Genomic DNA, 19,166 nt, shown 5'->3' on the forward strand with positions numbered 1-19,166 from the left:
GTTCACGTCCGGGGACGGCTCCGTGCGGGCACGGTCCCATAGGGTCGCCCCATGACCGCCGCCGTCACCGCCATGATCACCGCCGTCGTCGGCGTGCTCGGCACCCTCTTCGCCCCCGTCCTCAGCCAGCGCCTCACCGCCCGGCAGCGCTCCGACGAGGCCCGAGTCGCCGAGCGGAGACGGCGGTTCGAGGAGCGGCGGGACGCCTACACGGCCATGAACAGGGCCTCACGGCAGTTCCACACACTCCTCAAGGACGCCCTGCACCGGCTCCGCGACGGCGTCTACACCCAGGTGGAGCGCGACCAGCTGGAGGAGGCCCGCCGCGACTACCGGGACCGCTACGCCGAGGCGCAGATGGTCGTGCCCGAGCGGATCCTCGACGCGTCCCGCTCGGTGAACCAGGTCCTCGCCGGTGCCGACGCCACCGTGAAGCGGCTCGACCGGGGCCTCGCCCGCGACGGCGAGAGCGCCGAGGACGCGCTGCTCCGGCTGAAGGACGCCGAACCGCGGCTGGTCGCGATGCGGCAGCTGATGCGGGCGGACCTCGGCGTCACGGAGTGAGGTCGGGGCGCTGGGCCGACGCGCCCGCCCGGGTCGCGTCCGTGCCCCAACTGGCCAGCAGACGCAGGGCGTCGGCCGACGGCGAGTCCGGCTCCGCGTGATAGGTGATCAGGCTCGTCTCACAGCCGTCGTCCAGCCGGAAACCGTGGAAGTGCAGCGTGAGATCGCCGACCAGCGGGTGCTGCAGACGCTTGACGCCGTACGTCTTCTCCTTGACGTCGTGGGTCGCCCACAGCCGCCTGAACTCCTCGCTCTTCACGGAGAGTTCGCCCACCAGCCCGGACAGCCGCGGATCGTCCGGGTGGCAGCCCGCGTCCATGCGGAGCATGCTCACGATGTCCGAGGCCTTCTGGTCCCACTCCACGAACAGCTCCCGGTACTCGGGCCGCAGGAACACCAGCCGCGCCCAGTTCCGGTCCTGCGGCGCCAGCTCCGACCAGTCGCCGAAGACGGCCGCCGCCATCCGGTTCCACGCCAGGATGTCCGAGCGGCGGCCCGTGACGTACGCCGGGACCGACTCGAACGCGTCGAGCAGCTGCCGTAGCGGAGCGCGGACGTGCTGGGTGGGGGCCGACGGCTTCTTCTTGAGCTGCTTCGGCTTCGCGAGGTGCGTGAGGTGCGAGGACTCGGCGTCGGACAGGCGCAGCGCGCGGGCGATGGCCTCCAGGACCTCCGCCGACACGTTCCGCCCGTTGCCCTGCTCCAGGCGGGTGTAGTACGCCACCGACACCCCGGCCAGCTGCGCCAGCTCCTCGCGGCGCAGCCCCGGCACCCTGCGGTGCCGCCCGAAGTCCGGCAGGCCCACGTCCTCGGGCTTCAGCCGGGCCCGCCGGGTGCGCAGGAACTCGCTCAGCTCGGCCCGCCGGTCCAGCGGCGGACCGGCGTCGGCGGGCCCGGAGGCGGATTCGGGGTGTTCGTCCATACGGTCCAGTATTCCCGGTCGTACGACCAAGAGCCTGACCTCGCTGGTGGTAGGCACAGCGGACGTACGCAGAAGCGTGGCCTGGGTAGCCCCGGGACTTTCGGGCAGGCTTGCCGTCGTGCCCGGTCAGAAGGCAGCCGGGCGCACAAACCCCCCGCAAGGAGAGTGTTCCGGCATGACCACAGTCGCCGCATACGCAGCCCCCGCCGCCAAGGCTCCCCTGGAGCGCACCACCATCGAGCGCCGGGCCGTACGTGAGTTCGACGTCCTGATCGACATCAAGTTCGCCGGTATCTGCCACTCGGACATCCACCAGGCCCGCGAGGGCTGGGGCGAGGCCATCTTCCCGATGGTCCCGGGCCACGAGATCGCCGGCATCGTCTCCGAGGTGGGCCCCGGGGTCACGAAATACCAGGTCGGCGACCGGGTGGGCGTCGGCTGCATGGTCGACTCCTGCCGGGAGTGCGACAACTGCAAGGCCGGCCTGGAGCAGTACTGCACCAACGGCAACGTCGGCACGTACAACGCCGTCGGCAAGGACGGCGAGCCCACCTACGGCGGCTACTCCGAGAAGGTCGTCGTCGACGAGAACTTCGTCGTCGGCATCCCCGAGGGCATCTCCCTCGACGTGGCGGCACCGCTGCTCTGCGCCGGCATCACCACGTACTCGCCGCTGAAGCACTGGAACGCCGGCCCCGGCAAGAAGGTCGCGATCATCGGCATGGGCGGCCTCGGCCACATGGGCGTCAAGATCGCGCACGCCCTCGGCGCGGAGGTCACCGTCCTCTCGCAGTCCCTGCGCAAGCAGGAGGACGGCCTGAAGCTGGGCGCCGACCACTACTACGCGACCAGCGACCCGAAGACCTTCGAGGAACTGCGCGGCACGCTCGACCTGATCATCTCCACGGTGTCCGCTCCGCTCGACCTCGGTGCGTACCTCTCGCTGCTGAAGACGGACGGCGCGCTGGTCAACGTGGGCGCGCCCGAGGAGCCCGTCTCCCTGAACCTGTTCTCCGTGATCGGCGGCCGCAAGACCCTGGCCGGTTCCGGTATCGGCGGCATCCGGGAGACCCAGGAGATGCTGGACTTCTGCGCGGAGCACGGGTTCGGTGCGGAGATCGAGGTCATCTCGGCGGACCAGATCAACGAGGCGTACGAGCGGGTGCTGTCGAGTGACGTCCGCTACCGCTTCGTGATCGACACGGCGACCATCTGACGCCGTCCCCTCACCCCGGACCCCGGAGCCGCACTGCTCCGGGGTCCGGTGCGGTCGCGAGTACGGGGGTGGGGTCGGGGTGGGTGCGGGTGCGTCGTGGCTGGTCGCGCAGTTCCCCGCGCCCCTGGGTGGGGGCACGCCAGGCGTCTCGGGCCGCGGGCGACGATGGACCTCAGGTGCCCTGTCTGGTCCGGCCCAGTAGCCACAGGAGGTACGGGCCCCCGACCAGCGAGGTGAGCGCCCCCACCGGAACCTCCAGCGGAGGCAGCACCGTCCGGGCAGCGAGGTCCGCGGCGACCAGAATCACCGCACCGGTCAACGCCGAGCACACCAACGGCAGTTGAGGCGTACGGGTGAGCCGCCTGGCCAACTGCGGCGCGGTCAGCGCCACGAACCCGATCGGCCCCGCCGCCCCGGTCGCCGTGGCCGCCAGCACCACCCCGAGCACGGTCACCGCGAGCCGCGTCCGGTCCACCCGCACCCCCAGCGACGCGGCGGTGTCGGCATCCAGCCCGAGCGGCCGCACGGCCCGGCTCGCCCACACCAGCGCGGGCAGACACAGCAGCAGTACGACGGCCAGGGGCGCCGCCTGTGCCCAGCCCCGCCCGTTGAGGGAACCGGTCAGCCACAGCTTGACCGTCTCGGCCGCCGCCAGCTCGCTGTCCGAGAGATACAGCTGTACGACGGCCGACAGCGCGACCCCGATCCCGACTCCCGTCAGCACGAACCGGCTCGGCTGCATCCCGTGCCGCCACGCCAGCACGTACACCAGGGCGGCGGCCGCGAGCCCGCCCGCCACGGAGACGGCGGGCATCGCGCCGGGCGAGTTCACCACCCCGGCGGACAGCGCGAGCACGGTCGCGGCAGCCGCACCGTGCCCGACCCCGATCACGTCCGGACTGGCGAGCGGGTTCCGCGTGACGGTCTGCACGAGCGCACCGGAGAGGCCCAGCGCGACACCGACCAGCGCGCCGAGCACGATCCGGGGGACCCGCAACTCGTTGACGACCAGGTCGTACTGACCCGAACCGGTGCGGAGCGTGTGCCAGACCGTGCCGGGCGGGATGTAGGTCTGGCCGAGGCAGGCGGCGGCGAGCATCGCAACGGCCAGCAGAAGCACGAGAGTTGCGGCTACGGCGGCCGAACGCCGGTGCAGGAGAAGGGAGACGGAGGGGCGAGGACGCAGGACGGTGACACCGGTGAGGCTCATACGGCCGTCGCCCTCCGCCGTACCAGGACCACCAGCACCGGCACCCCCACCAGCGCCGTCATCACCCCGGCCGGCACCTCGGCGGGCGAGCGCACGACCCGCCCCGCCACGTCCGCGCCGACCAGCAGCGCGGCACCGAGCAGGGCGGACAGCGGGAGCAGGCTGCGATGGCCGCCGGAGGTGAGGCGGCGGGCCAGGTGCGGAACGGCGAGGCCGACGAACGCGATCGGACCGGCGGCGGCCACCGCGGACGCCACCAGCAGGGTCGCGCCGAGCGCCGCGCCCACCCGTACGACCCCCACCCGGTGCCCCAGCGCCCGCGCCGTCTCGTCCCCGAGGGCCAGCGCGTCAAGGCCGCGTGCGCAGACGAGCACCAGCAGTGCCCCGGCCAGCAGGAACGGCAGCATCTTCACGACCGTGCCGGCGTCCCGGCCGCTCAGCGAGCCGACCTGCCAGAACCGGAACTGGTCGAGCGTCGCCGAGCTCGACGTCAGGACGACGGTCGTACCACCGGCGGTCATCGCCGACAACGCCGTACCGGCGAGGGCGAGTTTGACGGGTGAGGCGCCGCCCCGGCCGCGCGCGGAGATGCCGTAGACGAGACAGGCGGCGAGGACCGCGCCGGCGAAGGCGTACCAGACGTAGCCGTTGAAACCGCTCGCGAGGCCGGTCGCGATGGCGAGGACGACGCCGGCCGCCGCGCCCTGGCTGAGGCCGAGGATGCCGGGGTCGGCGAGCGGGTTGCGGGTGACGGCCTGGAGCGCGGCGCCCGCCACGCCGAGCGCCGCGCCCGCCGTCAGTCCGATCTCGGTGCGGGGCAGCCGCAGCGACCGTACGACCAGCGCGTCCGGTGAACTGCCGCCGTGCAGAAGCGCGTCGAGGACGGCGGACGGAGGGACCGGGCGGGTGCCGACGGCGAGGCTGAGCAGCACGGCGGCGGCCACCGCGAGGGCGGCCGCCGGCCAGGCGAGGCGTCTGACGCTCACTGTGTACTCACTGCGTACTCTGTGCTGTCCTTCGGGGCGCTCTACTTGCTGATGTCCTCGGCGAGTTGGAGCACGACGAGGCGGGCGGCGGTCGGGCCCGCGTTGAGGTACCAGGGGTCGTCGTCGACCTTCACGGCGTGTCCGGCCCCGACCGCGCTCATCGACTTCCAGAGGGGGCCGGCGAGCACGCTCCCGGCATCGGTCTTCGAAGCATCGCCCTGCACCGAGTAGAAGATCCAGTCGCCGTCGGCCTTGTCGATGCTCTCGGCGCCGATGTCCTCCGAAATCGCCTTGAACTGCTGGGACTTGGGCCGGTCGAGGCCCATGTCGACGGCGATGGAACCGGTGAAGGAGGAGACACCGAACATCCGGGTCCTGCCGGGCGTGAAGCGCAGCATCGACACGGACGTCCTCGACAGGCTCTCGCCCTTCGCCCCCGCGTCCTCGACGATCCCGTCGAGCAGCTTCTGCGCCTGCTGCCCCTTGCCGATCGCGTCGCCGACGAGGAGGAGGTCGCGCTTCCAGTTGATGCCGTTGCCCGCCGTGATGACGGTCGGCGCGATCTTCGACAGCTTCGGGTAGAGGTCGCCGAGCGAGTCGTTGGCGAGGATCAGGTCGGGCTTCGCGGCGGCCAGGGTCTCCAGGTTGGGGGCCTGGCGCGTGCCCGCGTCCGTCATCGCGGCGAGCTTCGATTTGTCGGCCGGGAAGGCGTTCGCGAGGTAGTCCGGGACGAGTCCGGCGTTGTCGGCGCGGGTGGTGGCCGTCGGGACCGTGCCGAGGGAGAGCAGGTCGTCGAGCTGTCCGGTGCTGAGCACGGCGATCTTCGTGGGCTTCGCCTTGATCGTCGTGCTGCCCTCGAAGTGCGTGACGGTGCGCGGGAAGGTGCCGTCGGTGTCGGTGTCCGAGCCCATGCCGGTCTCCAGCGTGCTCGGCGCGGCGGCGGGCCCTTCCGAGGCGCCGATCACCTTGTTCTGGCGGCCGTCGCCCGACTTCTCGGCATCGTTGTCGGCGGACGACGACGAGCAGCCGGCCAGCAGCCCCCCGACGGCGGACACGGCGACCAGCGCCGTGACAGCCTTCCTCTGGAACGCACGCACTGTCACTGTCTCTCCGATCAGAACTGGCCAGGTAAGGCTTACCTTATCTTGCCGTCGGAGTAGCGTGGGCACGAGGAGGCCCACACGATGACAGTGCAGCTGAACCACACCATCGTCACCGCGCACGACAAACACGCCTCGGCCCGGTTCCTCGCCGACCTGCTGGGGCTCCAAGTGAGCCCGCAGTACGGCCCGTTCATCCCGGTCGCGATCCCGAACGGGGTGACCCTCGACTACATGGACCAGCCCGGCTCGGGCTTCGCCGAGATCACCCCGCAGCACTACGCGTTCCTCGTCTCGGAGGACGACTTCGACGCGATTTTCGGCCGCGTCCAGGCGGCGGGACTCACGTACTGGGCGGACCCGGCCCATCGCCGCGAGGGCGAGATCAACACGAACGACGGTGGCCGCGGCGTCTACTTCGACGACCCGAACGGACACGCCCTGGAGATCCTGACCCGCCCGTACGGCAGCGGGATCACTCGGTGAGGAACGACTCGCCGGCCCCGTAGGACCGCACGACCACCCCGCCGTCCCCGCCGCCCGCCGGCCGTACGGAGTGCGCCCGCCCCGCCCCCGACACACGGGCGCGACCGTCCGCCGCCACCTCGACCAGCGTGTCCTCGTCGACGGCGACCCCGTGCGGGAGCCGGTACCGGGTGACGGCGGCGATCAGCCGGGGCAGCGTCCCCCACTGCGCCGCGTGCACGTCCACGGCGAACGGCACGAGCCCCAGCCCGTCCCGTACGGCGATCTCGTCCAGGTCCTCACCCGTGTCCTCCGGGCACACCGCGACCCCGTCGAGCCGCCACCCCCCGACGACGGCCGACCGCGCGGCGAGCGCGGCACCGGCGGAGAACCCGGCGTAGGGGACGCCCCGTGCGGCGAGCAGCCCCGGCAGCCGGTCGAGACAGTCCGCGAAGGCGTCCTGGTAGGCGGGCGTCAGCCCACCGCAGACGAGCAGCCCGTCCACGCCCGCGCCCGCCGCCGCCTCGACGTCGACCCGCCCACCGGCCGGCACCAGCACCGGTACGGGCGCGCAGTCGCCGGCACTCCTCAACACCTCGTCGTAGCGGGCGAATTGACGCTCCCCGTCGCCTTCGCCCTCATCGACGACCACGCAGGCGATGCGGGGCACGGACCCGGGGGCGCGGGTCGCCGCGCGCAGGAAGGGTTCGTGGACGGCGGGGTCGGACCATCCGCCGCCGACGAGGAAGGTGCTGGGGCCGCTCGGCTCGTTCACAGAGGTATCCCACCGCGTCCCCTCGGCCTCTGTCACCCGCTTTTGCGGCAGGATCGTGCAAGAGGTCGGTGGGATTGCCCTAACGACTTCGCAGGTCACGGTGGTGTCCTTGAGGAGTCGGTTTCCCAGCGACTCCCCAGAGGAGCACTTCATGGCACTCGACTCGTACGTCGGACTCGGCCGCTCCGGCCTCAAGGTGAGCCCCTTCTGCCTGGGCGCGATGAACTTCGGCGAGGACGGCGGCTTCGGCAGCGGCGTCGAGGAGTCGGAGAGAATCCTCCGGACCTACCTCGACCGCGGCGGCAACTTCCTCGACACCGCGAACTTCTACACGAACGGCCACTCCGAGGCGATCCTCGGCGACTTCCTCGCCGCCCGCCCCGCCCTGCGCGACCGCCTCGTCCTCGCCACCAAGTTCTACGGCAACCTCCACCTCGGCGACCCGAACGGCGGCGGCGCGAGCCGCAAGGCGGTCATCGGCCAGCTGGAGGACTCGCTGCGCCGCCTCCGCACCGACTACATCGACCTGTACTGGCTGCACAACCACGACCGTTCGACCCCGGTCGAGGAGACCCTGCGGACACTGGACGACCTGGTGACGGCGGGCAAGATCCGCTACGTCGGCTTCTCGGACACCCCCGCCTGGTTCACGGCCAAGGCGCACACCACCGCGCTGCTGCGGGACTGGACCCCGGTCACCGCGCTCCAGCTGGAGTACTCCCTCCTGGAACGCACCATCGAGGGCGAGTTGATCCCGCTGGCCCAGGACGCGGGGATGGGCGTACTGCCGTGGAGCCCCCTCAAGAGCGGCTATCTGTCCGGGGCGTACACGCGCGAGCGGCCGGCTCCCGCCGGCACCAGGCGTTCCGCGGTCCTCGGTGCCCCGACTCCCGCCCAGTTCACGGTGATCGACGCGGTCGCCGAGGCGGCACGCGAGACGGGCGCGACCTCCGCCGCCGTAGCGCTGTCCTGGGTCCGCAACCGCCCCGGCGTCACGTCCACCCTCATCGGCCCCCGCACCCTCGCCCACCTGGAGGCCAACCTCGCGGCCCTGGACCTCCACCTCCCCTCGGCCCTGACCGCCCGGCTCGACGAGGTGTCCGCCCCGGCCCTCAACTTCCCCTACGACCTCAACCGCCAGGTCGGCGACATGCTCAAGTACGCGGGGGCGACGGTGGACGGCGTGGAGAGCGCGGTGTATCCGCCGCTGGCGGCGAGCGGCGTCCGGTACTGAGCGGCGAGCGGGGAGCGGGCGCCGGTGGGGCCTCAAATCCCTTGCGCGGAACGGTGTTTCGTGGCTCCTCCGAGGGGTCGTTACGGTCGGATCCATGGATGATCAGAACTTCCCGACGGCCGAGGAACTCATGTCCGCGCTGCGCGCCGGTGACATGTCCTCGGTGGAGCTGACCGACCAGACGATCACCCGTATCGAGCGGGACGACAAGAGCATCAACGCGATCTGCGTACCGGACTTCGACCGGGCGCGGACCGCCGCACGCGCCGCCGACGAAGCACGCGCCCGAGGCGAGGACCGGCCGCTGCTCGGCCTGCCGGTGACGGTCAAGGAGTCGTACGACATCGCCGGGCTGCCCACGACCTGGGGCATCCCGGCCCACCGCGACCACATCCCCACCGAGGACGCGGTACAGGTGTCGCGGCTCAGGGCGGCCGGCGCGGTGATCCTCGGCAAGACCAACGTGCCGCTCGCCCTTCAGGACGTGCAGAGCTTCAACGACATCTACGGCACCACCAACAACCCCTGGGACCCCACCCGCACGTCGGGCGGCTCCTCCGGCGGATCGGCGGCGGCCCTGGCGGCCGGGTTCGGCACGCTGTCCATCGGGTCGGACATCGCCGGTTCGCTGCGCACCCCCGCGCACTTCTGCGGCGTGTACGCCCACAAGCCGACCCTCGGCCTGGCGCCGAGCCGGGGCATGGTCCCGCCAACCGCACCGCCGTACCCGGCCGAGCCCGACCTCGCCGTCGTCGGCCCGATGGCACGCACCGCCCGCGACCTCACCCTCCTGCTCGACGTCATGGCCGGCCCGGACCCGCTGACGCTCGGCCTGGCCTACGGCCTTGACCTGCCGCCCGCCCGCCACGAGCGGCTCGGCGACTTCCGCGTCCTCGTCCTCGACGACCACCCGCTCATCCCGACCGGTGCCGCGGTCCGGGCGGGCGTGCACCGGGTCGCCGCCGCGCTGGCCGACGCCGGCGCCCGCGTCGAACGGCACAGCCCACTGCTGCCCGACCCGACCGAGGCGGCACTGCTCTACACCCAGCTGCTGTTCGCGGGCTTCTCCGCGGGCTTCCCCGTCGAGTTCTACGAGGAGTGGCGGACCCGGGCCGCCGGGATGGGGGCGGACGAGCAGGGGCTCGACGCGGCGCGGGTGCGCGGCCTGGTGTTCACCCACCGCGACTGGATCGAGGCGAACGGTCGTCGCGAGCGGCACCGGCAGGGCTGGCGGCGGCTCTTCGCGGAGTTCGACGCGGTGGTGTGTCCCGTCACGCCCACCCCCGCGTTCCCGCACGACCACCACCCCGACGGGGAGCAGCGCCGGCTCGACATCGACGGCGTAGGCCACCCGTACTACGACCAGCTCGTCTGGGCGGGCGTCGCGACCATGCCGGGACTGCCCGCCACGGCGGTACCGGCCGGCCGCTCGCCCGAGGGACTGCCGGTGGGCGTGCAGATCATCGGCCCGATGTACGAGGACCGGACGCCGCTGCGGCTGGCGGAACTGCTGGAGGAGCGGATCGGGGGCTTCGGGGGCTTCGGGGGCTTCGGGGTCGCGGGGCAGCAGGCCGGGTGAGACAGGCCGGGTGGGAGAGGAGAGCAGGGGGGCGGGTCGGGTGGCGGCCGTAGGGGCTGCTGCTCGATCGCGGAATCGTCAGGGGCCCTCGCGCGTTGAGCACACTGGGTAAAGGGCTCCGGTGAGATGTGTGCCGGGCAGCCCCCGTGACCGAGTGACGGAAATTGGAGGGTCGCAATGGCTGCGCAGACGCAGAGGGCCGTGCTGGCGGGCGGATGCTTCTGGGGGATGGAGGAGCTGGTCCGCCGGCTCCCGGGCGTGACGGCGACCCGGGTCGGTTACACCGGCGGGGACGTGCCGAACGCCACGTACCGTAACCACGGGACGCACGCGGAGGCCATCGAGATCCTCTTCGACCCGGAGCAGACCGACTACCGCGCGTTGCTGGAGTTCTTCTTCCAGATCCACGACCCGAGCACCAAGAACCGCCAGGGCAACGACATCGGCCTCAGCTACCGCTCGGCGATCTACTACGTCGACGACGAGCAGAAGCGCATCGCCGAGGACACGATCGCGGACGTCGACGCGTCGGGCCTCTGGCCGGGCAAGGTCGTCACCGAGGTGGAGCCGGTCGGTCCGTTCTGGGAGGCGGAGCCCGAGCACCAGGACTACCTCCAGAAGTACCCGGACGGCTACACCTGCCACTTCCCCCGACCGGGCTGGCGCCTGCCGGCGCGCTCGGAGGGCTGACGGAGGGCTGAGCGGGAGGAAGGGCCGGGGGAGGGCCCGTCCGGCTCGGTGGGGTTGAGCACTGGTGGGGGGAGGAGGCGGCTCGGCTTTCACGGGCTGGGCCGCCGACTACCGACGCGCGCGGGGAAGAACGGCCGTCCCCGCCCGCCGATCGACTGTCCGCTCCGGTCAACCCCGCAGGTGGGCAAGGAGGTCGTCGCCCGCGGGACAGGGCCGCTCCTGGGGCAGCGACCTGGCCGCCGAGTCGAGATCCCCGTCGCTCACGAGCGCGTGGATCTCGCGGGCGAGCGGAGTGACATCGCGGATGCCGACCGTCCACTCGTCCGCGTAACGCCGTACCGCCTCACCGGAGAGACCGAGCTGCAACGAGCGGTACGACAGCGGTCGCAGGCGCAGATCCCGCTCCGGGTCCCACTGCACCCGGGCGGGCGCACGCCTCAACTCCCGCCGCCAGCCCGCGAGATCGGCGTGCACCCCGCGGACGTGGCTCGACAGACACGCGTTCCGCAGCGCCCACTCGAAACCGCCGCGGGTGATGTCGACGGCGAGAACCGTCTCCTGCCCGCCCTTCGTGGCCCAGCCGCAGCGGTGCCTGGCGCGTCCTCGGCCACCCTCCAGTTCGGTTGACCTGGGGAGATGCGGAGGGGAGGTTGCCGTTGGCGCGTGGATATGCGAGACGGCAATTGCTGAGTACAGTCGTGTGGTTACACCTGGTTGTGGGGACAACCAGAGTGCCTCGGGGAGGGCCAGCACTTCATGAGTCGTCGTTCTACCGGCGTTGTCGGCGTCTGGGCTGAAATGCAGCGGCAGCAGCAACGTCAGATACAGGCGGAAGCCAGACGACAGCGACAGGAAGCGCAGCAAGCGCGCGCCTATCAGCGGCGGGCCGCGCAGAGCCATCGTGAGTACAGGCAGGCTGAGGCGCTGCGCCGCACGGAGGAACTGGACGCGCAGGTCGCGTCGCTGCAAGGTCTTCTCGCCTCGGGTTGTCAGGATCCGGCTTTCCAGGCTTCCGCCCTTCTCCGCCCCGAGGACGTACAGCCTTTCGCCCCGGGCCCCTTGGCCCATCCCGTGCCCATGCCGGACTTCAACCAGTACCAAACACAGAGCGGGTGGACCGCCAGTCGTCGGGCTCAGGCGCAGGCCGAGGCACGGGCGCGCTTCGAGCGGGACTGGCAGGCCGCCCAGACGGCGGAGGCTCAGCGGCAGCAGCAACTGGCGTCCTACCAGCGGGAGTACCAGCAGTGGGCCGATGCCCAGCTGACCGAAGTGCGTCAGTACAACGCCGGCATCATCGAGATGACCGACGGGGTGAGGCGCCGCGATCCTGAATCCGTGGTCGAGTACTTCTCGGGTGCTCTCTACACCTCCGCATCATGGCCGGAGGACTTCCCGCGTCAGGTGGTGGCCGCCTACGATCCGGCAGCTCGACAACTGGTGCTGGACTGGGAGTTGCCTGCCTACGACGTCATTCCCGAGGTCAAGTCCGTTCGGTACGTGGCCGGGACGGACCAGGACAAGGAGACCCTCCGCCCGGTGGGTCAGCGCCGGTCTCTGTACCGGGACGTTCTCGCACAGTGCGCACTGCTCGTCCTGCACCAGCTCTTCGCCGCGGATGAGCCGGGCGCGCTCGAGTCGGTGACGTTGAACGGGTTCGTCGACGGGCACGACCCGACGACGGGCCGACCAGGACGCATTTACCTGGCTACCGTCATGGCGTCGCGTTCGACTTTCCGCGACCTGCACTTGGCGCAGGTGGATGCAGGCAGCTGTCTGGCCGACGCGCTGCGCGGCCAACTCTCGCCCCGCCCGGACCAGTTGGCGCCAGTACGCCCGAGTCGCCTGCCGCTGGATGTCGGGAGCCGCGTTGTCGCGCAGGGCGGTGATGAGGAACCGGACCTGTACAGCATGGATCCGATCGTGTTCGAGGACCTCGTCGCCGATCTCTTCCGGGCCATGGGGATGCAGGCGGTCACCACCCAGCGCTCCAACGACGGCGGCGTGGACGTCGACGCACTGGATCCGACACCGATCCGCGGCGGAAAGATCGTCGTGCAGGTGAAGCGCTACCGCAACACGGTGCCGCCCACCGCCGTGCGCGACCTGTACGGGACCGTCCAGGATGCCGGCGCCAACAAGGGCGTCCTCGTGACGACGTCAGGATTCGGCCCCGGCTCGCACACCTTCGCCAACGGAAAGCCGCTCGAACTGATCTCAGGTACTCAACTCGTCGACCTGTTGCACCGCCATGGCCTGCGGGGGCGCCTGGGCGAAACCGCCCGTCAGGCTCCGGCTCAACCAGCGCCGTCCGGTTCGGGCACTCCGCTGCCCGGCGACCACAACGTCCTGGGCATGTCGTGGACCGGAAGTGTGGCCCTGGACGTGTGCGCTCTCGTGTGCCATGGCAACCGTGTCCTCAGCGATGACCATTTCGTCTTCTTCAACAACCCTCGGACAGCGGATGGCTCGGTCCGCGCCCTTCCTCCCACGGCACCTGACAAGGCCGCGATCCGTGTCTCCTTCGACGGCCTGCCGGACAGCGCGGACCGGTTCGTTCTCGTCGCCGCCATCGACCCGGAGGCAAACCCTGAGGCAGACCTCTCCGGCTTCACGAACGCCTGCATCTGCCTGCGGGACCCGGGCTTGAACGAGCTGGGACGACTCGAAGTCTCCGACGGCCGGCCACACGAAACCGCCCTGGTACTCGGCTCGTTCCGCCGAAGGCCGAACGGGGACTGGGACTTCGTGCTCGGCGGCAAGGGCTACACGGGCGGCCTGGAGGAACTCGTCCAGGACTTCGGCATCGAAGTGGACTAGCACCGGCGCGGCGCGCCGTCCTCGCCGGACCGGGGCTGCCCGTCCCTGACCCGGATGCCGACATACTCCTCGTGCCGGACCACCCGCAGACGGGGGAGCCCTGGACCCACGCTGGCCCAGCCCACGCGGTACCGCTGCCGTACGGGGTCTGGCGGTGGCTGGTCTCTCCCGAGCCGAACCTGCCCAACCCCGCGTCCGGCGGCATGCCCCGCGGTGTCCTTCGCGACGATCCGCCCGCGCAGCGCCCTGATTCCCTGTTCCGAGCGGATTCGAGGGTCTTCCAGCACACGCTGGTCCGGCTGCCGGCCAGCGCCAGCCCGTGGCTGCGCGAGATCCTCGAGAACCGCACGCAGCTCATGCGCGCTCGCGTCTTCTAGCGGCTCAGCGCAGGACGGGAGTCATTTCGCGGGGCTGTCCCTACCTTGGCGACATGGACATGGAGAGCGCTGATGTGTGGCTGCGATACCCGATCGACTTGCGGCCGGACAGTGTGTCCCGGCGGGAAGGACGTTGTACCTGGCACGGCGATCGTGAGAACCCTTGCGGAGAGGAGCCTGTAGTGGTCGTCCAGGATCGGGCAGGACGTCGATGGGCGACATGTCTTCGAGGCGCGCATGCCGTCGCCGCAGACCGAGGCGTTCCCCTTCCCGCCTACTTGGTCGAGTAGTACCGGCGGGGCTGGCCAAGGGAGTTGTCCGGCGGCACGAGATGGTGTCAGCTCTCGATCGGGGAGAGGCCGGTCGCTCCCCGATCGCCGTTTCAAAGCCCGGCGGGGTTTCGAGGAAGCCAGTCCGGGTGGCTGTCACGCATTCGGTCGCGTTCCGCGGTGCTCGTTGCGATGACGTCTGCGCCACCGTCGTACGGATGGTGGATGCGGCTGAGTTCGCTGTCGGTGATGATCACGCCGCTGAGTACGTCGTCTGCCACGGCGCGGAGGATGCCGTCGACCGTGCCCCGTCGCCAGGGGCGGCGGTCGGCGTAGAGGTGGGTGTAGCTGTGGAGTTCGGGGTCGGGGTCGTCGTCGTATGCGAGCGTCGTCCATCGGATGCCTTGGGGGTGCACCTTGTTCCGCTCTGGCGGGAGTTCCGGTCCGCGCGGTTCCCAGGACCAGCCCATGGTGATGACGTAGACCTCGGTGCCCTCGAAGAGTTCGTCCAGGACCGTGTTGTACCGGTGGAGGGCGATGGCGTACTCGGCCTCGGTCTCCGGGTAGCGCTTCGAGCCGGGGAGGCTGTGGAAGCGCACCCAGCGGTCGCTGTAGGCGGTGCGCAGTTCATGGGCGACGGGTGGCCCCTTCGGGTACTGGCGCTCCCACAGCGCGGACAGTCGATCTCCGTCGAGGCCGCCGCTCATCCCGCTGCCGGCGCCACACCGATCGGGCAGGACACCCCCGTCCCGCCGATCCCGCAGTACCCCGCCGGATTCTTGTCGAGGTACTGCTGGTGATATCCCTCGGCCGGATAGAACTCCCGCCCCTCGGCCGGGAGTATCTCCGTGCTGATCGTGCCGTAGCGCGAGCGGGTGAGGACCTGCTGGTACGCCGTGCGCGAGGCTTCCGCCGCGGCTGCCTGGGCGGGGGTGTGGGTGTAGATCGCCGAACGGTACTGCGTGCCCACGTCGTTGCCCTGGCGGAAGCCCTGGGTCGGGTTGTGCGATTCCCAGAACGTCTTCAACAGCCTCTCGTACGAGATCAGTTGCGGGTCGTGGACCACACGGACCACCTCCGTATGACCGGTCAGGCCCGAACAGACCTCCTCGTACGTGGGGTTCTCGGTGTAACCGCCCTGGTAGCCGACCAGCGTCGTCCAGACGCCCACCGGAAGCCGCCAGAACGTCCGCTCCGCGCCCCAGAAGCAGCCCATGGCGAAATCGGCGACTTCCAGATGTCCGGGGTAGGGGCCCAGCAGCGGCGCCCCGAGGACGGTGTGCCGATCGGGGACCGCGAAGATCCGCTCCGGACGCCCCTGCAAGGCCTGCTCACGGGACGGCAGTTGAGGGGTACGGCTGTGCAGGAACATACGGTCTCCAATCGGGCCTCACCACGGGTCCGTACGTCCTGAACGGGCGGGAGCCGCCGAGAATTCCGCCACGTTTGCGAAGGTACGACCGCCTCATCCCACGACCGCCTTACCCCAGGCCTCCGCGCAGTGCCCCTGGCCCTCTCGCAGTGCCCCTGACCCCACCGCTCCCTCCGGAAACGTCAGTGCGGCAGGCTCGCCGGGCTCCCTCCGTTCGCCTCGTACCCCGCCACCGCCAGTGCCCGGTACACCGCGAACTCCGCCGCCGGGTCCGGTGACAGCGTCCAGGGCAGGGCCCCGACGTGGCCGTCGATGTGTATGAGCTGGTTCATCGCCTCGGACCAGCGCTCGGCCCGGACCAGGAAGAAGACCAGGAGATGGCGGACGTGCGCCAGCATCGGGTCGTCGGGGCGGGCCGCGTGGACGGCGAAGAGGGCGCCGTGGATCGCCTTCTCGACGACCTCGCTCTGGTAGAAGCTGCTGACCAGGTTGACCTCGGGCAGGTGCTCGAAGACCGCGAACAGCGGCATCGCGGCGAGGAGGGAACCCTGCGGGGCCCGTGCGGCGGCCGCCTCCGCGAACGAGTTCGCCAGCTCGCGCGAGCCGTGCCACTTCTCGCACCAGTAGTGCAGGGCCGCCAGATGCGCCCCCATGTGCGCCGGCGAGCGGTCCAGGATCTTCAGCCACACCTGCTCGAACTCCGGCTGCGGATACGTCAGTCCACGTGCCACCGACAGCTCGACGATGTACGGCACCGGGTCACCGGGGGAGAGCAGCGCCGCCTGCCCGCAGGCGTCCCGCGCCTCCTCCATGATGATCCGGAACTCGTCCGTCCCTCGCGTCGACGTACGCCACGCCTGCTGCACCAGGAACTCCGCGTGCACGGCCGCGCCGCCCGCGTCCTTCGGGTGCTCCAGCCGCCACACCCGCAGCCACTGGCCGCCCGGCGTCTCGCTGACCCCGCCGGGCCGCTGCTGCAGCTCCAGCGAGGCGGCCCCCGCGAAGGCCTGCACGCGCTGCCAGCGGAGCTCACCGGTGATCTCGGTGCCGGCCAGCAGCTGCATCGCCGCGCGGTAGTCCTGGGTGCGCTGCACCAGGTCGAGGACGTCCAGCAGGTCCTGGTCGGGCCCGGGCATGCGGATGTCCAGCTCCTCCTCGCGCACGAAGCCGTACGTCGCCGGGTCCGCGGCGTCCGGGTGGCCCGGCGCCACCTGCTCGATCATGCCGCGCCTGCGCCGCATGAACGGGACCAGCACGAAGCCCAGCAAGACCAGCGCCATCAGGACCCAGAGAATCTCCATGCCTCAAGCGAACCAGACGCGTCCGACAATTGGCCAACCGGTGCGCCACCCTGTGGAAAACTCGCGCCGGCCGCCGGCCCGCCCTCCGTCCCGTCCCTGTGGAAAACAGCCGCGGCCCTGCCGGCTCGCCCCAGCGGACCGTTGCCCCGTCCCGCGGCTCCTGCCCTGCCGCCCCGTACTCCCCCCGCTGTCCTCCCCTCGCTGTCCTCTCTTCGCCGCCCTCCTCGGCTGCCCCCGGCCGCCCCTGGAAACTCCGGATCGTCGCGCACCCCGCGAGCGCACTACGCTCGGGCCTCATGAGCGACAGGCACATCAGTCAGCACTTCGAGACCCTCGCGATCCACGCGGGCAACACCGCCGATCCCCTGACCGGCGCGGTGGTCCCGCCGATCTACCAGGTCTCGACCTACAAGCAGGACGGCGTCGGCGGTCTGCGCGGCGGCTACGAGTACAGCCGCAGCGCCAACCCCACCAGGACCGCCCTCGAAGAGAACCTCGCCGCCCTCGAGGGCGGCCGCCGCGGCCTCGCGTTCGCGTCCGGACTGGCGGCCGAGGACTGCCTGTTGCGTACGCTGCTCAGCCCCGGCGACCACGTCGTCATCCCGAACGACGCGTACGGCGGCACCTTCCGTCTCTTCGCGAAGGTCGTCTCCCGGTGGGGCGTCGAGTGGTCGGTCGCCGACACCAGCGACCCGGCGTCGGTCCGGGCCGCCCTCACCCCGAAGACGAAGGTCGTCTGGGTCGAGACCCCCTCGAATCCGCTGCTCGGCATCACCGACATCGCGGTCGTCGCGCAGATCGCCCGGGAGGCGGGCGCGAAGCTCGTCGTCGACAACACCTTCGCGACGCCGTACCTCCAGCAGCCGCTGGCCCTGGGCGCGGACGTCGTCGTGCACTCCCTGACCAAGTACATGGGCGGCCACTCGGACGTGGTCGGCGGCGCGCTGATCGCGGCCGACGAGGCGCTCGGCGACGAACTGGCCTACCACCAGAACGCGATGGGCGCGGTCGCCGGCCCCTTCGACTCCTGGCTGGTGCTGCGCGGCGCCAAGACGCTGTCGGTGCGCATGGACCGGCACAGCGAGAACGCCACGAAGATCGCCGACATGCTCACCCGGCACGCACGCGTGACGCGCGTTCTCTACCCGGGCCTCCCGGACCACCCCGGCCACGAGGTCGCCGCCAAGCAGATGCGGGCCTTCGGCGGCATGGTGTCCTTCCAGGTCGAGGGCGGTGAGGAGGCGGCCGTCGAGGTCTGCAACCGCGCCAAGGTCTTCACGCTCGGCGAGTCCCTGGGCGGCGTCGAGTCGCTGATCGAGCACCCGGGGCGCATGACGCACGCGTCCGTGGTCGGCTCGGCCCTGGAGGTCCCCGGCGACCTCGTGCGCCTCTCCGTGGGCATCGAGAACGTGCAGGACCTCCTGGAGGACCTGCAGCAGGCCCTGGGCTAGTCCGCGGCCGGTCTCACCAGCCCGTCAGTCTCACCAACCCGTCAGGGGTGGGGTCGTCTCCGACGGCGGCTCCACCCAGGGATGGACCATCACGGCCCATACGGTGAACGCCACGACGGCTGTCCACAGCAGCAGCCACAACAGTCGCCGCGCGGCCCTTCTGCGCCGCAGCATCCGGCCGCCGCGCCGCACGACCTCCGCGTACAGCTCCGGCGGCACCTGCGGCGGAGTCCGGTCCATGATCCGCCGTACGGCGGCCTCCCGCTCGGGCCTGTTCACGCGCGCGTACCCCCGTCCCACGGCTTCCCGGGCCTCATGACGGCACCACCTCGGCCCCGCCCACCTTCGGCGCGGGACCGCGCGGCGGGTGCAGCAGCCGCGCCGTCGCCCGCTCACAGATCGTCCGGACCCGCTCCGCGGGCAGCCCGAGCAGCGCCGCGGCCTGCTCCTCGGCGACCCCCTCGTACAGCCTGAGGACGATGATCAGGCGCTCCTGGGGCGCGAGGGCACCCAGCGCGCTGCCGGGGTGCGGGCGGCCCCTGCCGAGGCCGCCGTACTGGTGCCAGGCGGCGCGGGAGAACCGGGTCGCCAGATACTGCCGGGCACGGTCGTACGGGTCCTCCCCGCGCAGCCGGTCCCAGCTTGCGTACGTGTGTGCCAGGGACAGCGTCAACAGGCGCCGCGCGCGCGGGTTGTCGTCCGGTGCCTCGGCGGTCAGCAGCGTGGCGGCATGCAGCAGCCGCCCTGCCGCGCCCGCGACGAACGCCTCGAACTCCCGGGCCCGGCGGGCGCCCTGGAACGCCTGCCGTTCTCGCACCGTGCACCCTCCCCCCTGAAG

19 protein-coding genes and 1 pseudogene are annotated in these 19,166 nt (G+C 71.2%); 9 read left to right on the forward strand and 11 right to left on the reverse strand.

Going from position 1 to position 19,166, the window contains the following annotated elements; all coding sequences use genetic code 11:
• Nucleotides 1-51: 51 nt before the first annotated feature.
• Nucleotides 52-564: a hypothetical protein gene (locus tag ACIPTO_RS09465; protein WP_401190449.1), complete on the forward strand. Its 513-nt coding sequence runs from the start codon at nt 52-54 to the stop codon at nt 562-564.
• Here the strand turns inward: ACIPTO_RS09465 and ACIPTO_RS09470 are convergent.
• Nucleotides 554-1,486: a helix-turn-helix transcriptional regulator gene (locus ACIPTO_RS09470; protein WP_366316119.1), complete on the reverse strand. Its 933-nt coding sequence runs from the start codon at nt 1,484-1,486 to the stop codon at nt 554-556. The two genes, ACIPTO_RS09465 and ACIPTO_RS09470, sit on opposite strands and share 11 nt — an antisense overlap.
• Nucleotides 1,487-1,661: 175 nt before the next feature.
• Between ACIPTO_RS09470 and ACIPTO_RS09475 the strand changes: the two genes are divergently transcribed.
• Entirely contained in the window at nt 1,662-2,702 is a 1,041-nt protein-coding gene (locus ACIPTO_RS09475) for an NAD(P)-dependent alcohol dehydrogenase (protein WP_366316117.1), read from the forward strand.
• Between the two features lie 172 nt (nt 2,703-2,874).
• On the opposite strand, the gene ACIPTO_RS09480 is transcribed toward ACIPTO_RS09475, so the two are convergent.
• From ACIPTO_RS09480 to ACIPTO_RS09490, 3 genes are read right to left on the reverse strand one after another with little or no spacing between them, the layout of a single operon-like run.
• Nucleotides 2,875-3,912, reverse strand: coding sequence for a FecCD family ABC transporter permease (locus tag ACIPTO_RS09480; protein WP_401190452.1), 1,038 nt, complete (start codon nt 3,910-3,912; stop codon nt 2,875-2,877).
• A complete protein-coding gene (locus ACIPTO_RS09485) occupies nt 3,909-4,898 on the reverse strand; it encodes an iron ABC transporter permease (RefSeq protein WP_366316113.1) in 990 nt (329 codons plus the stop codon). The genes ACIPTO_RS09480 and ACIPTO_RS09485 overlap by 4 nt, the downstream gene beginning before the upstream one ends.
• Before the next feature lie 41 nt (nt 4,899-4,939).
• The gene (locus ACIPTO_RS09490; protein WP_366316111.1) at nt 4,940-5,995 is read right to left on the reverse strand and encodes an iron-siderophore ABC transporter substrate-binding protein; all 1,056 of its coding nucleotides are present in this window, start codon (nt 5,993-5,995) and stop codon (nt 4,940-4,942) included.
• A gap of 87 nt (nt 5,996-6,082) precedes the next feature.
• On the opposite strand from ACIPTO_RS09490, the gene ACIPTO_RS09495 reads away from it, so the two are divergent.
• A complete protein-coding gene (locus ACIPTO_RS09495) occupies nt 6,083-6,484 on the forward strand; it encodes a VOC family protein (protein ID WP_366316109.1) in 402 nt (133 codons plus the stop codon).
• Here ACIPTO_RS09495 and ACIPTO_RS09500 read toward each other — a convergent pair.
• Nucleotides 6,474-7,238, reverse strand: coding sequence for a hypothetical protein (locus tag ACIPTO_RS09500; protein WP_401190454.1), 765 nt, complete (start codon nt 7,236-7,238; stop codon nt 6,474-6,476). The two genes, ACIPTO_RS09495 and ACIPTO_RS09500, sit on opposite strands and share 11 nt — an antisense overlap.
• A gap of 151 nt (nt 7,239-7,389) precedes the next feature.
• On the opposite strand from ACIPTO_RS09500, the gene ACIPTO_RS09505 reads away from it, so the two are divergent.
• The 3 genes from ACIPTO_RS09505 (at nt 7,390) to msrA (ACIPTO_RS09515) (ending at nt 10,741) form a co-directional block, all read left to right on the forward strand.
• The gene (locus ACIPTO_RS09505) at nt 7,390-8,472 is read left to right on the forward strand and encodes an aldo/keto reductase (RefSeq protein ID WP_401190456.1); all 1,083 of its coding nucleotides are present in this window, start codon (nt 7,390-7,392) and stop codon (nt 8,470-8,472) included.
• Nucleotides 8,473-8,566: 94 nt separating this feature from the next.
• Nucleotides 8,567-10,051 carry an amidase gene (locus tag ACIPTO_RS09510; protein ID WP_401190458.1) on the forward strand — a complete coding sequence of 495 codons (1,485 nt, stop codon included), beginning with the start codon at nt 8,567-8,569 and terminating at the stop codon, nt 10,049-10,051.
• A 177-nt stretch (nt 10,052-10,228) separates the two neighbouring features.
• The gene (gene msrA, locus ACIPTO_RS09515) at nt 10,229-10,741 is read left to right on the forward strand and encodes a peptide-methionine (S)-S-oxide reductase MsrA (protein WP_401190460.1); all 513 of its coding nucleotides are present in this window, start codon (nt 10,229-10,231) and stop codon (nt 10,739-10,741) included.
• Nucleotides 10,742-10,909: 168 nt separating this feature from the next.
• Here the strand turns inward: msrA (ACIPTO_RS09515) and ACIPTO_RS09520 are convergent, their stop codons facing one another.
• Entirely contained in the window at nt 10,910-11,494 is a 585-nt protein-coding gene (locus ACIPTO_RS09520) for a DUF4291 family protein (RefSeq protein ID WP_401190462.1), read from the reverse strand.
• A 3-nt stretch (nt 11,495-11,497) separates the two neighbouring features.
• On the opposite strand from ACIPTO_RS09520, the gene ACIPTO_RS09525 reads away from it, so the two are divergent.
• Complete coding sequence (locus ACIPTO_RS09525; RefSeq protein ID WP_401190464.1) at nt 11,498-13,558, forward strand: restriction endonuclease; 2,061 nt, start codon at nt 11,498-11,500, stop codon at nt 13,556-13,558.
• A 2-nt stretch (nt 13,559-13,560) separates the two neighbouring features.
• Nucleotides 13,561-13,935 (forward strand): annotated as a pseudogene (locus ACIPTO_RS09530) (hypothetical protein); the annotation flags it as partial.
• Between the two features lie 382 nt (nt 13,936-14,317).
• Here ACIPTO_RS09530 and ACIPTO_RS09535 read toward each other — a convergent pair.
• From ACIPTO_RS09535 to ACIPTO_RS09545, 3 genes are all read right to left on the reverse strand, one after another.
• The gene (locus tag ACIPTO_RS09535) at nt 14,318-14,911 is read right to left on the reverse strand and encodes a hypothetical protein (protein WP_401190466.1); all 594 of its coding nucleotides are present in this window, start codon (nt 14,909-14,911) and stop codon (nt 14,318-14,320) included.
• Nucleotides 14,908-15,576 (reverse strand): peptide-methionine (S)-S-oxide reductase MsrA, encoded by a 669-nt coding sequence (gene msrA, locus ACIPTO_RS09540; protein ID WP_401190468.1) that lies wholly within the window; start codon nt 15,574-15,576, stop codon nt 14,908-14,910. Before msrA (ACIPTO_RS09540) ends, ACIPTO_RS09535 begins: the two co-directional genes overlap by 4 nt.
• A 182-nt stretch (nt 15,577-15,758) precedes the next feature.
• A complete protein-coding gene (locus ACIPTO_RS09545; RefSeq protein WP_366316087.1) occupies nt 15,759-16,877 on the reverse strand; it encodes a hypothetical protein in 1,119 nt (372 codons plus the stop codon).
• 296 nt (nt 16,878-17,173) lie between these two features.
• On the opposite strand from ACIPTO_RS09545, the gene ACIPTO_RS09550 reads away from it, so the two are divergent.
• A complete protein-coding gene (locus tag ACIPTO_RS09550; protein ID WP_366316085.1) occupies nt 17,174-18,328 on the forward strand; it encodes a cystathionine gamma-synthase in 1,155 nt (384 codons plus the stop codon).
• A 30-nt stretch (nt 18,329-18,358) separates the two neighbouring features.
• On the opposite strand, the gene ACIPTO_RS09555 is transcribed toward ACIPTO_RS09550, so the two are convergent.
• Entirely contained in the window at nt 18,359-18,607 is a 249-nt protein-coding gene (locus ACIPTO_RS09555) for a hypothetical protein (protein ID WP_266771930.1), read from the reverse strand.
• Between the two features lie 34 nt (nt 18,608-18,641).
• The gene (locus ACIPTO_RS09560; protein ID WP_366316083.1) at nt 18,642-19,145 is read right to left on the reverse strand and encodes a sigma factor-like helix-turn-helix DNA-binding protein; all 504 of its coding nucleotides are present in this window, start codon (nt 19,143-19,145) and stop codon (nt 18,642-18,644) included.
• Nucleotides 19,146-19,166 lie beyond the last annotated feature (21 nt).

It is taken from the genome of Streptomyces sp. NPDC090083, assembly GCF_044747445.1.
GTDB lineage: Bacteria > Actinomycetota > Actinomycetes > Streptomycetales > Streptomycetaceae > Streptomyces.